Annotated in this window: 13 protein-coding genes; 9 read left to right on the forward strand and 4 right to left on the reverse strand. The window is 62.8% G+C overall.

Going from position 1 to position 12,495, the window contains the following annotated elements; genetic code table 11:
* The coding region (locus tag BM046_RS10640) for an integrase core domain-containing protein (protein ID WP_218150034.1) at window positions 1-315 on the forward strand (315 nt) is incomplete at its 5' end.
* Between the two features lie 290 nt (window positions 316-605).
* Here the strand turns inward: BM046_RS10640 and BM046_RS16140 are convergent.
* Both BM046_RS16140 and BM046_RS10645 read right to left on the reverse strand, forming a co-directional pair.
* Window positions 606-938: a hypothetical protein gene (locus BM046_RS16140; protein ID WP_143084180.1), complete on the reverse strand. Its 333-nt coding sequence runs from the start codon at window positions 936-938 to the stop codon at window positions 606-608.
* Window positions 928-1,461 carry a hypothetical protein gene (locus tag BM046_RS10645; protein ID WP_090539310.1) on the reverse strand — a complete coding sequence of 178 codons (534 nt, stop codon included), beginning with the start codon at window positions 1,459-1,461 and terminating at the stop codon, window positions 928-930. Before BM046_RS10645 ends, BM046_RS16140 begins: the two co-directional genes overlap by 11 nt.
* Before the next feature lie 255 nt (window positions 1,462-1,716).
* Here BM046_RS10645 and BM046_RS10650 point away from each other — a divergent pair, with 255 nt between their 5' ends.
* The 5 genes from BM046_RS10650 (at window position 1,717) to BM046_RS10670 (ending at window position 6,617) form a co-directional block, all read left to right on the forward strand.
* Entirely contained in the window at window positions 1,717-2,988 is a 1,272-nt protein-coding gene (locus BM046_RS10650; RefSeq protein ID WP_407046228.1) for an MFS transporter, read from the forward strand.
* Window positions 2,989-3,044: 56 nt separating this feature from the next.
* Window positions 3,045-3,668, forward strand: coding sequence for a guanylate kinase (gene gmk / locus BM046_RS10655; protein WP_090539314.1), 624 nt, complete (start codon window positions 3,045-3,047; stop codon window positions 3,666-3,668).
* Between the two features lie 82 nt (window positions 3,669-3,750).
* Window positions 3,751-4,008, forward strand: coding sequence for a DNA-directed RNA polymerase subunit omega (gene rpoZ, locus BM046_RS10660; protein WP_090539316.1), 258 nt, complete (start codon window positions 3,751-3,753; stop codon window positions 4,006-4,008).
* Window positions 4,009-4,071: 63 nt separating this feature from the next.
* Window positions 4,072-6,219: a bifunctional GTP diphosphokinase/guanosine-3',5'-bis pyrophosphate 3'-pyrophosphohydrolase gene (gene spoT / locus BM046_RS10665; protein WP_090539318.1), complete on the forward strand. Its 2,148-nt coding sequence runs from the start codon at window positions 4,072-4,074 to the stop codon at window positions 6,217-6,219.
* Between the two features lie 17 nt (window positions 6,220-6,236).
* On the forward strand, window positions 6,237-6,617 hold the full coding sequence (locus BM046_RS10670; protein ID WP_090539588.1) for a RidA family protein: 381 nt from the start codon (window positions 6,237-6,239) through the stop codon (window positions 6,615-6,617).
* Between the two features lie 63 nt (window positions 6,618-6,680).
* On the opposite strand, the gene BM046_RS10675 is transcribed toward BM046_RS10670, so the two are convergent.
* Window positions 6,681-7,520 (reverse strand): NAD-dependent epimerase/dehydratase family protein, encoded by an 840-nt coding sequence (locus BM046_RS10675; protein ID WP_090539321.1) that lies wholly within the window; start codon window positions 7,518-7,520, stop codon window positions 6,681-6,683.
* 69 nt (window positions 7,521-7,589) lie between these two features.
* On the opposite strand from BM046_RS10675, the gene BM046_RS10680 reads away from it, so the two are divergent.
* Genes BM046_RS10680 through BM046_RS10690 form a run of 3 tightly spaced genes read left to right on the forward strand, consistent with a single transcriptional unit; the run spans window position 7,590 to window position 12,055 of the window.
* A complete protein-coding gene (locus tag BM046_RS10680) occupies window positions 7,590-8,510 on the forward strand; it encodes a hydrogen peroxide-inducible genes activator (protein WP_090539324.1) in 921 nt (306 codons plus the stop codon).
* 4 nt (window positions 8,511-8,514) lie between these two features.
* The gene (gene recG, locus BM046_RS10685) at window positions 8,515-10,599 is read left to right on the forward strand and encodes an ATP-dependent DNA helicase RecG (RefSeq protein ID WP_090539326.1); all 2,085 of its coding nucleotides are present in this window, start codon (window positions 8,515-8,517) and stop codon (window positions 10,597-10,599) included.
* 58 nt (window positions 10,600-10,657) lie between these two features.
* Window positions 10,658-12,055: an aminoacyl-tRNA deacylase and HDOD domain-containing protein gene (locus tag BM046_RS10690; RefSeq protein WP_090539328.1), complete on the forward strand. Its 1,398-nt coding sequence runs from the start codon at window positions 10,658-10,660 to the stop codon at window positions 12,053-12,055.
* Window positions 12,056-12,087: 32 nt separating this feature from the next.
* On the opposite strand, the gene BM046_RS10695 is transcribed toward BM046_RS10690, so the two are convergent.
* Complete coding sequence (locus BM046_RS10695; RefSeq protein WP_090539330.1) at window positions 12,088-12,360, reverse strand: HU family DNA-binding protein; 273 nt, start codon at window positions 12,358-12,360, stop codon at window positions 12,088-12,090.
* Window positions 12,361-12,495 lie beyond the last annotated feature (135 nt).

Genomic DNA, 12,495 nt, shown 5'->3' on the forward strand with positions numbered 1-12,495 from the left:
GGAAGCCTATGGCGAGGCCATGCTGGAGCTCAAGTTCCGAAAAAAGTTGCAGCGCCATCTCGACTCGACCGACGATTGATCGATCAGGTCATGGAACAGGAGTTCATCCGTCCCCACACCCCGCAGCAGAACGGGATGGTTGAGCGATTGATCCGAACTGTGAAAGAGCAGTGTCTCTGGCTTCATAACTTCCAGACACTGGATGAAGCCAGGCAAACCTTGAGGGCGTGGTTCAAGTACTACAACGAGCAGCGCCCTCATCAGGCACTGGGGATGAAAACACCCAGTACGATTTACCAACAATTAGCGGCTTGAGTGTGCAAATTCCCCTGGGTCATTACACAGGTGCAGAATATCGAGTGAAGGTTGCGCGGCAAGAATTAGGTCGACCAAGACACAGCCTGCTTGGAGGATGAATTTCCCTCGGCCAAGCGCGATGTCATCGCCCGGGTACTGGATTATTCTTCTGAGCCGTACAGAATATGTAGGGATGAGTTACCGATTGCGGAATCGTGGACGCCTTGCGGCTCTATGGTCGAGCTGTGGTCGCCCTTCCCAGGTCCGAACCGTCATAACGACCTTGACATGCTCAAGACTAGAGAGTCCTAGTAAACGCTATAGAGAATTTCGGTTTTCCAGTTGCTCTTGGCCACTACCAAACAGCCATAACCATTCAGCTCGGAGCGTTGAATTATTTCTTTGGCTCCGCCCAATGCATGTTTTAGCCAACCTCGTGAGAGGGACCTGCCTCCTGAGACCAGATTACTTACCAGGTCTTTGATATTCCCGTTACAGTCAATATTGGCTTCTATCATTCGCTCCACTGCGTAAACGGTCCGACTATTGAAGGCTGATTTTCGAGCGGCAATGGAAGGGTCATTTCCAACGAAAAGCACAATCAAACTCAGAAGGTCATTTTTTTGTTGCTCACTCAACATGATCTGCCTCCAGGAAACTCAGGATGCTGTTTATGCTGAAGCCTTCTGTCTTCAGCACGAGAATATGTTCGTTTTGTGCGTGATGAGTGACGAAGAAAAGGCAGGAAGGATAATCACAGGCGGAGTAGAGCATGCCATTTCTGTATGGCTTTTCCGCAATTGCCGCATCCTGCGAAACACCAAATGCGCGCAGAGAAAACAACCTTTGCAAATCGGCGGGCAACTCGTCGGTAGCATCAAGCCCAAGCACATATCGCGGATAAAGCGCCAGATCAAAGCCCTCCGGCACCCCATCCTCCTCACCGCTGGTAACCCAGCCACCCAATCTCAAAGAGTCTGAAAACCTTATGGCAGGCCCGACGCCGGCGAAAATCTTCGCTCCCGCCAGGTCCGCAGTTGGAATCGTAAGCTGGTAATAGGGACTGTAATCGATAGTCGTTAAATGTCCGGCGCTGTCAGATGCGCTGTGCGCATTTACCGCTAGCAGCGCCGTCAGCGCTCCAATGATGAGAGTTTTAAACATGGCGACCCCTTGAATCAGTTTCGAAAAGCGTATTGAAACGCTGGCTAGATTCAAGAAACTCGGGGCGAAGCTGCTAACCCGATCACGAACAGGCCTATCTAACACTGCGTCTCGCTTACGACGAACCCACCATCTGCAACCCCACCACCGTCAGCACCAGGGTGGTGAGAAAGAACAGTCACCTGCACCACCGCCTGACGGAAACCGCCGCCACTGGTATCATCTGCGCTCACGCAACCCTCTGAAGAAGTCATCTTGCAGCCACTTCCCTCGCGCCTGAGCCTGTTTCGCCAGCCGGGCTTCATGCCCTTTGTCATTGCCCGCCTGCTGGCGGTGTTCGCCATGCAGATCCAGGCCATAGTGGTGGCCTGGCAGGTCTACGAGATCACCGGCGAGCCGCTGTCGCTGGCCTGGGTCGGGCTGGCGCAGTTCGTGCCCATGCTGTTGCTGCTGATGCCGGCGGGGGATCTGATCGACCGCTACAACCGCAAGCTGATTCTCGGCCTGTCCTGGATCGGCGCCGCCGCCTGCAGCGCCATACTGCTCTGGCTGACCCTGCGCGACGAGCATGATCCGGCCTGGTTCTACGGCGCACTGGTGCTCTATGGTTGCTCCCGGGCCTTCATCGGGCCGGCGCTGCAGAGCCTGCTGCCGCAGATAGTGCCGCGCGACCAGCTGGCCCAGGCGATCGCTACCAACAGCACCATCATGCGTACCGCCACCATTCTCGGCCCGGTGATGGGCGGCGTGTTCTACGCCATCGGCGGGGGCGAGCTGACCTACGCGTTGTGCATGGTCTGCTTCGCCGGCGGGCTGGCGCTGCTGAGCCGGGTACCGGTACTCTATGCCGACCGGGTGCAACTGACCGAGACCTCGGGCTGGAAGCGCTTCACCGCCGGCCTGCATTTCATCCGTACCCGGCCGATCATCCTCGGCACCATCTCGCTGGATCTGTTCGCCGTGCTGCTCGGCGGTGTGATCGCCTTGCTGCCGATTTATGCCAGCGACGTTTTGCATGTGGGCCCGGAGGGGCTGGGTCTGCTGCGCAGCGCCATGGCCATGGGTGAAATCTGCGTGGGGCTGTATCTCAGCGCCAGGCCATTCAATCGCAACGTCGGCCGCACCATGTTCATAGCGGTGGCCATCTTCGGCCTGGCCAACCTGGTATTCGCCCTGTCGACGCTGTTCTGGCTGTCGTTCGCCATGCTGCTGCTGGCCGGGGCGGCGGACATGGTCAGCGTCTACATCCGCTCCACCCTGATCCAGTTCTCCACCCCGGATGCCATGCGTGGCCGGGTCAACGCGGTGAACATGCTGTTCATCGGCTCGTCGAACGAGCTGGGACACTTCCGTGCCGGCACCAGCGCCGCCTGGTTCGGTGCCGTGCCGGCGGCGCTGATCGGCGCCCTCTGCACCCTCGGCGTGGTCGCCGGCTGGGCTGCGGCCTTCCGCAGCCTGCGCCAGGTCGATCGCTTCGAGGATGCCGCTGCGGCCACCGAGCAGGACACCGCCGGTCGCAGTCAATGACCTCGGCGGCGATAGGTCTTATACTTCGCGCCAGACAGAACCAATCAGGAATCAACATGACCCAGGCCCCTGGCACCCTCTACATCGTTTCCGCCCCGTCCGGTGCAGGCAAGACCACGCTGGTGAAGGCGCTGATCGATGAGATCGATACCCTGCGCGTGTCGGTCTCCCACACCACCCGGCCCATGCGCCCGGGGGAGATCGACGGGGTCAACTATCACTTCACCAGCCGCGAGCAGTTCATCAAGCAGGTCGGCGAGGGTGACTTCCTGGAACACGCCGAGGTCTTCGGCAACCTCTATGGTACGTCCCAGACCACCGTCGAACAGACCCTGGCTGCCGGTCATGACCTGATCCTGGAGATCGACTGGCAGGGCGCCCAGCAGGTGCGCCGGGCGCTGCCCCAGGCACGCTCCATCTTCATTCTGCCGCCCAGCCGCGAAGCCCTGCTGCAGAGGCTGAGCAACCGGGGTCAGGATTCGGAGGAAGTGATCGCCGCGCGCATGGCGCAGGCCACCGCGGAAATGAGTCATTACGTGGAATACGACTATATTGTCATCAACGATGACTTCCAGCAGGCGCTGGATGAGCTCAAGGCAATACTGCTGGGCAACCGCCTGACCCTGGCCCGCCAGCAGGCACTGCATCACCGGCTGCTGAGCGCACTGTTGTCAGAATGATGGCCTAGCCCGTAAAATATCCGGTCCTGCGTAATATTTTCGCGCATCCCCGATCACCCATCTGCCGTTTCGGAGTAACACCATGGCCCGCGTCACCGTTGAAGACTGCCTGGAAAATGTAGACAACCGCTTCGAGCTGGTCATGCTGGCGACCAAGCGTGCCCGCCAGATCGCCACTGGCGGCAAGGAACCCAAGGTAGCCTGGGAAAATGACAAGCCGACCGTCGTTGCCCTGCGCGAGATCGCCGAGGGTCTGATTTCCGACGAGATCATGGCCGAGGAAGCCCTCCACGACCAGCAGGAACCCCTGTATTCGCTGGAATCCGAACTGCCGGAGTAACGCTATACGATGGCCGTGCAATCTGCATCTCATCGCCCGCCCGTCAGGCTGCAGGAGGGTTGCATGTCCGGAATTGAAGTACTCGCCGACCGGCTCGAGAGCTATCTCGAGCCCGAGCAGATCAATCAGGTGCGCCGCGCCTACTTCTATGCCGAGCAGGCCCACGACGGGCAGACCCGGCGCAGCGGCGAACCCTACGTCACCCACCCGCTCGCGGTAGCGGGCATCCTCGCCGACATGCGCCTGGACCATCAGAGCCTGATGGCTGCCATGCTGCACGACGTGATCGAGGACACCGGCATCCCCAAGGAAGCATTGGCCGCGCAGTTCGGCGAGACCGTCGCGGATCTGGTTGACGGGGTCAGCAAGCTGACCCAGATGAAGTTCGAGAGCAAGGCAGAGGCTCAGGCCGAGAACTTCCAGAAGATGGCCCTGGCCATGGCCCAGGACATCAGGGTAATCCTGGTCAAGCTCGCCGACCGTCTGCACAACATGCGCACCCTGGGGGCGCTCAGGCCGGAAAAGAGCCGCCGCATTTCCCGCGAAACCCTCGAGATCTATGCACCCATCGCCAATCGCCTGGGCATGCACAGCCTGAGTACCGAGTTCGAGGATCTGGGCTTCAAGGCCATGTACCCCATGCGCTCGCGCATGATCGCCCAGGCCGTGCGTGACGCCCGCGGCAACCGCAAGGAGTTGCTCAACCAGATTCTCGAGTCGCTGCAGGCCTGTCTGGAGCGCGCGGGTCTGCCGGGCACGGTAGTGGGTCGGGAAAAGCACCTGTACAGCATCTACGAGAAGATGCGCGAGAAGCGCCGGGCATTCAACGAGATCATGGATGTCTACGCCTTCCGCATCATCGTCGACAAGGTCGACACCTGCTACCGCGTGCTGGGTGCGGTCCATGGTCTGTACAAGCCCTTCCCGGGCCGCTTCAAGGACTACATCGCCATTCCCAAAGCCAACGGCTACCAGTCCCTGCACACCACCCTGTTCGGTCTGCACGGGGTGCCGATCGAGATCCAGATCCGCACCGAGGAAATGGAGGAGATGGCCAATAACGGCATTGCCGCCCATTGGCTGTACAAGTCCAAGGACGACGTGCTCAACGGTCAGCATGCCCGCACCCGGCAGTGGCTCAAGGGCGTGCTCGAGCTGCAACAGTCCGCCGGCAGCTCGCTGGAGTTCATCGAGAACGTCAAGATCGATCTGTTCCCGGACGAGGTCTACGTGTTCACGCCCAAGGGCCGCATCATGGAGCTGCCCAAGGGCTCGACGCCGGTGGACTTCGCCTATGCGGTGCACACCGATGTCGGCAACAGCTGCATCGCCTGCCGCATCAACCGCCGCCTGGCCCCGCTGTCCGAACCTCTGGAGAGCGGCCAGACCGTGGAAATCATCACTGCGCCCGGCGCCCGGCCGAACCCGGCCTGGCTGAGCTTTGTCACCACCGGCAAGGCACGCAGCAATATCCGCCATGCGCTCAAGCACCAGCGCCAGTCCGAGGCCATTGCCCTGGGCGAACGGCTACTGGAGAAGGTTCTGGTCAGCTTCGAGACCAGCCTCGAGCAGATACCCGAGCAACGTATACAGCGCGTGTTGCGCGACTACGACATGGCAACCCTGGAAGACCTGCTGGCGGACATCGGCCTGGGCAACCGCATGGCCTATGTCACCGCCCGTCGCCTGCTGAGCAACGATGCACCGGCCGAGGTGGAAGCCTCGGTGAGAAGCGAGGCGACGGCCCAGCAACCGAGCAGCGAAGAAGCGCCACTGGCAATCCGTGGCACCGAAGGAATGGTGGTCAGTTTTGCACGCTGCTGCAACCCGATTCCCGGCGACCCCATCGTCGGCTTCATCACCAGCGGCAAGGGCATGGTCATCCACCAGGAGACCTGCAGCAACCTGGCCGAACATCGGGGTAACAGCGAGAAGATCCTGCATCTGACCTGGGACAAGAACGTCAGTGGCGAATTCACTGTGGAACTGCGGGTCGAATTGGAACATCAGCGCGGCATCATCGCCCAGCTGGCGACCAGTATCACCGTCGCCGACGCCAGCATCGACAAGATCAGCGTTGACGAACGCGACGGCAAGATCAGCGTGGTGCAGCTGGCGCTGCGCGTACGCGGTCGACTGCATCTTTCGCAACTGATCAAGCGTATCCGCGCCCTGCAGGGGGTAGTGCGGATCACCCGCTTGAAGAACTGAACCCAATGGAGACCTTCATGAACAAGCAAGTCATCACCAGTGAACACGCCCCGGCCGCGATCGGTACCTACTCGCAGGCCATCAAGGTGGGTAACACTGTGTACCTGTCCGGCCAGATCCCGCTGGATCCCCAGACCATGGAAGTGGTCGAGGGCTTTGAAGCCCAGGTATGCCGCGTGTTCGACAATCTGGCCCTGGTGGCCGAAGCCGCTGGTGGCAAGCTGCAGGACATCGTCAAGCTGAACATCTTCCTCACCGACCTGAACAACTTCGCCAAGGTCAACGAGATCATGGGACGCTACTTCGAACAGCCCTATCCCGCCCGCGCCGCCATCGGCGTGGCCGCGCTGCCCAAGGGCGTGCCGGTCGAAATGGACGGCATTCTGGTCCTCGGCTGAGACCAGGGGGCGGGCTCTGCCCGCCCTCCTGCGCCGCCCCGCGCGGCGCTTCCCTTCCGCTTCCTAGCCCAGCATGCTCGAATAGCCTTCCCGGTAACTCGGATACTGCGGTACCCAGCCGGACTCCCGTGCCAGTGCATTGCTGCAGCGCTTGCTGCCGACCCGATTGGCCGTCACCCCCTCATCCAGCAGCGCCACCCCCAATCGCTCCGCCAGCCACTGCGCCACCTCATGCAGCGGCGCCGGCTCGTCATCCACGCCCAGATAACAGGGCGCCAGCAGCTCGCGCTTGTCCGCCTGCAGCAGCAGATGGGCCAGCAGCCCGGCAGCATCATCGCGGTGGATGCGGTTGGTGTACTGCACCGGCTCGGCCGGCACATGCAGACCATTGCGCACCTGCTCGATCAGCCGCGTGCGACCCGGTCCGTAGATACCGCCAAGGCGTACTACCGATGCCGGGATACCGCTGCGCAGCGCCACATCCTCGGCCTCGATCAGCACCGGCGCAGTGGGTGTATCCGCCAGTGCGGCGCTGTTTTCGGTCACCCATTCGCCGGCACTCTGGCCATAGACGGCGGTACTGGATACCTGCAGCAGGTGGCGCGGCGGCTGGCGGCTGTTCCTGAGCCAGCCCAGCACATGCTGCAGGCCTTCGACGTACAGGCGGCGGTACAGGTCCGCATCGCGGCGCCCGGCAGCGGGGCAGTAGACCAGATAGTCCACCCCGGCCGGCCAGTCGGCCGGGCGCTGGGCGTCGGTCAGATCCGCGGCGATGCGGCCGAAGCCTTCCGGCAGCACCGAAGGATCCCGGCGCAGGCCACTGACCTGCCAGCCCTGCTCCAGCATGCGCTGTCCCAGGACCACGCCCAGGTCCCCACAACCTGCAATAACCAGATGTTTCATCCTGATTGTTTTCCTCTATCAAGCAACCCGTTATGCTTGGTGAAAAATTTCAAGCGAGCAGTATACGACATGACCCTGACCGAACTCCGTTACATAGTGACCCTCGCCCAGGAACAGCATTTCGGCCACGCTGCCGAGCGCTGCCATGTATCCCAGCCCACCCTCAGCGTCGGCGTGAAGAAGCTGGAGGAGGAACTGGGGGTGTTGCTGTTCGAGCGCACCAAGAGCGCAGTGCGGGTGACCCCGATCGGCGAGAAGATCGTGGCCCAGGCCCAACGGGTGCTGGAGGAGGCCATGACCATCCGCGAACTGGCCAGTGCCGGCAAGGACCAGTTGTCCGCACCGCTCAAGGTGGGCGCCATCTACACCATAGGGCCTTACCTGTTCCCGCACCTGATTCCCCAGCTGCACCGGGTCGCGCCGCAGATGCCGCTGTACATCGAGGAAGACTACACCCACAACCTGCGCGACAAACTGCGCAACGGGGAACTGGACGCCATCATAGTCGCGCTGCCGTTCAACGAGCCGGACATCCTCACCAAGCCGCTGTATGACGAGCCCTTCAGCCTGCTGATTCCCGCTGATCACCCCTGGGCATCGCGCAGCCATGTCAGCCTCGACGATCTGGATGACAATCCTCTGCTGCTGCTCGGCGAAGGCCACTGCTTCCGGGAACAGGTACTGGAAGCCTGCCCCACCACCCGGCGCAATGACGACCAGAGCAAGCACACCACCATCGAATCCAGCTCCCTGGAAACCATCCGTCACATGGTGGCCTCGGGCATGGGTATGACCGTGTTGCCGATGTCTGCAACGGATGACCGCTATTACAGCTCCGATCTGCTGCTGACCAAGCCGTTCAAGGCACCGGTGCCCTTCCGTACAGTGGCCCTCGCCTGGCGCGCCAGCTTCCCCCGGCCCAAGGCGGTGGACCTGCTCAGCGACTCGATCCGCCTGTGCTCGATCGGAACGCCTGCGACCAAGGGCTGAGACAATGCAGGCGAGCGCCGGACACACGTCACTGACGGTGCTCAAGGGCATCGGCCCGGCACTGGAAGAGAAGCTCAACCGTCTGGGTCTGCGCAGCGTGGAAGATGTCCTCTTCCATCTGCCGCTGCGCTACCAGGACCGCACCCGCGTCACCCCCATAGGCGCCCTGCGCCCCGGCCTGGACGCTGTGATCGAGGGCGTGGTGGTCGCCGCGGATGTGGTCATGGGGCGCCGGCGCAGCCTGCTGTGCCGCATTCAGGACGGCAGCGGCACCCTGAGCCTGCGTTTCTACTACTTCAGCGCCGCGCTCAAGGCCAGCCTGCAACGGGGCAGTCGCTGGCGTTGCTATGGCGAGGTGCGACCGGGCGCCTCGGGGCTGGAGATCTACCACCCGGAACTGCAGAGTCTGGACAAGCCGCAGACCGCGCCGGTGGACACCACCCTGACGCCCATCTATCCGGCCACCGAGGGCCTGTCGCAGCAGCGACTGCGGGCGCTGAGCGAAGGGGCCCTGGGCTGGCTGGCCCAGGGCAACAGCCTGCAGGAGCTGCTGCCCGAGGATCTGGTGGCCCGGTACCGCATGCCGCCGCTGCGCGAGGCCATTCGCATCCTACACCGTCCGCCGCCGGATGTGGACCTGCAGGCCCTGGAGGAAGGCCGGCACTGGGCCCAGCATCGGCTGGCCTTCGAGGAGCTGCTTGCCCACCAGCTGACCATGCGCCGCCTGCGTGCCGAGGTACGCACGCACCGGGCACCGGTAATGCAGGCCAGCGGCGAGCTGGCCCGGGCCTATATCGAGCAGCTGGGATTCCCCCTGACCGGCGCCCAGCAGCGTGTGGCCGAAGAGATCCGTGCCGATCTGCAGCAGGCCAGCCCCATGCTGCGCCTGGTCCAAGGTGATGTGGGTGCCGGCAAGACAGTGGTCGCTGCCCTGGCTGCGCTGCAGGCACTGGAAGCCGGCTGGCAGGTAGCCCTCATGGCTCCCACCGAGATCCTCGCCGAGCAGCATTTCAACAACTTTCAGCGCTGGTTCGCGCCGCTGGGCATCTCTGTGGCCTGGATGGCCGGCAAGCTCAAGGGCAAGGCCCGGGCCAACCAGTTGCAGATGATTGCCACCGGCGAAGCGGCCATGGTGGTCGGGACCCATGCCCTGTTCCAGGACGAGGTGCAGTTCCACAATCTGGGCCTGGCGATCATCGACGAGCAGCACCGCTTCGGTGTGCAGCAGCGGCTGGCCCTGCGCGACAAGGGCGCCGCCGGACGCTTCTCCCCCCACCAGCTGATCATGACCGCCACGCCCATTCCGCGGACCCTGGCGATGAGCGCCTACGCCGATCTGGACACATCGATCCTCGACGAGCTGCCCCCGGGCCGTACGCCGATCAACACGGTACTGGTCTCCGACAGCCGCCGGGAAGAAGTCATCGCGCGGGTACGCGCCGGCTGCAAGGAGGGTCGTCAGGCCTACTGGGTGTGTACCCTCATCGAGGAATCCGAGCAGCTGCAGGCCCAGGCGGCGGAGGTCACCTGGCAGAACCTCTGCGAGCACCTGCCGGAACTGTCCATCGGCCTGATTCACGGCCGCATGAAGGCCGCCGAGAAGGCGGAGATCATGCAGGCCTTCAAGGAAGGCGATCTGCACCTGCTGGTGGCCACCACGGTGATCGAGGTGGGGGTGGACGTACCCAACGCCAGCCTGATGATCATCGAGAACCCCGAGCGCCTGGGCCTGGCCCAGCTGCACCAGCTGCGCGGCCGGGTCGGCCGGGGCAGCACCGCCAGTCACTGCGTGTTGCTGTATCAGGCCCCCCTGTCGGCACTGGGCCGGGAGCGCCTGGGTATCATGCGCGAAAGCTCGGACGGCTTCGTGATTGCCGAGAAGGATCTGGAACTGCGCGGCCCCGGTGAGGTGCTGGGCACCCGTCAGACCGGGCTGGTGCAGTTCCGCGTCGCCGATCTGGTCCGCGATGCCGATCTGCTGCCGCTGGTGCAGCAGGCTGCCGCCGATATCGGCGAGCGCCACCCACAGCGGGCAGCCGCCATCATCGACCGCTGGCTCGCCCATGGACAACAGTTTGCCCAGGTATGAACCGGCGTCATTGCCGCATGCTAAGATCGACCCAGCCCCATTCGGAGAAGGACGCACGATGATAGCCCACGCCACCCTGCCGGACCTGCTGGAAAAACAGCTGCAGCGCCAGGCCATTGCCTATCAGCTGCGCCCACTTCATGAAGCCGGTGCTGCCGGCCAGTGCATAGAGGCCTGCCTGCTCTCCGACAGCCAGGGCGCCCTGCTCACCCTGATTCCCTCCGATCATCTGCTGGATCTGCGCCGACTGAGCGAGCTCAGCGACCGTCCCCTGCAGCCGGTACGTGACAAGCAGCTGCAGCAGATCCTGACGCAGTACCAGCTCACCTACCTCCCCGGGCTGCCCATGCTGGTGGATGCGCCCTGCATGATCGAGCAGAGCCTGCTGAATCAACCCAGGGTGTGGCTGCCCGCCGGATTGTCCGGCTGGTGTCTGGAGCTGGACAATCAGGCCCTGCGGGCCCTGGCGGCCTCGGCAACGGCCGCCTCCTTCGCCGTACCCCTGAACAGCATCCATTGCAGCGCCGAGGATCCGGAGCAGGACAGCGAAGATATCAACACGGCGGTGAAGAACTTCACCGCCCTGCGCATGCGTCAGCGGCTCGAGGAAACCATAGAAGTGCCACCGCTGCCGAGCACCGCACAGCGGATCATGGCATTGCGGGTGAAACCCGACATCACCGTGCAGCAGCTGACCGACGTGGTCGAGACCGACCCCAGCCTGGCCGCCCAGGTGGTCAGCTGGGCCTCTTCGTCTTACTACGCCGCCCCCGGCAGGATACGCTCGGTGGAGGACGCCATCGTCCGGGTCCTGGGGTTCGATCTGGTACTCAACCTGTCCATAGGACTGGCGCTGGGCAAGACCTTCAGCGTGCCCAAGGATGCCCCGGAACGTACCACCCCGTACTGGGAGCAGGCCATCTACACCGCGGCGGTGATCGAAGGTCTGGCCCGCCTGGTACCGCGGGAGCGCCGCCCCGAACTGGGCCTGAGCTATCTGGCCGGGCTGCTGCACAACTTCGGCTACCTGTTGCTGGCCTATATCTTCCCGCCGCATTTCCAGCTCATCTGCCGACATATGGAGGCCAACCCCCACGTGCCGGCCTGGCTGGTGGATCAGCATCTGCTCGGGGTCAATCGGGATCAGATCGGCAGCTGGCTGATGCGCTACTGGGACATGCCGCTGGAGATATGCACTGCCATCCGCCACCAGCATGATCCGCACTATGACGGTGAGCACCATGAGTACGCCAATCTGGTCTATCTGAGCCTGGCCCTGCTGCGTGACAGGGAGCTGGGCAGCGGGCCGGTGATGGACAAGCCGCAGGCATTATTCGACCGCCTCGGACTCACACCGGAGCAGGCGGAACGTGCGGTAGACAAGGTACTGGACGCGCGGGACGCATTGCGCAAACTGGTCAACGAATTCCGGCTCGGCTCGGAACGCAAGGTCTGAACGCCGGGGGCGCTGAGCCCCCGGCCTGTCGATCAGTTAACCGAGTCTTTCAGCCCCTTGCCGGGTTTGAAGGCGACGGTATTGCTCGCCTTGATCTTGACCGGCTCGCCGGTCTGCGGGTTCTTGCCGGTACGGGCGCCACGGTGACGCTGCATGAAGGTGCCGAATCCGACAAGGGTAACGGTATCCTTGCGGCTCAGTGCCTGAGTGATTTCATCGAGAATCGCGTTCAGCGCGCGGTTAGCCTGCTCCTTGCTCAGGTCAGCCTTTTCGGCAATTGCCGCTGCGAGTTCCGGTTTACGCATATAAAGCCTCACTATGTGTTGTTTTTGTTTTACGCTGCCTCCGCAGCACTGCTAAACCCAGCCTGCCGTACCTGGCTTGCGGCTGTCGAGTTCGCACAGCATCGCACGACTCGCTCACCGGCGCCAGCCAAAACC

The sequence above is a fragment of the Halopseudomonas formosensis genome (genome assembly GCF_900115905.1).
Classification (GTDB): domain Bacteria; phylum Pseudomonadota; class Gammaproteobacteria; order Pseudomonadales; family Pseudomonadaceae; genus Halopseudomonas; species Halopseudomonas formosensis.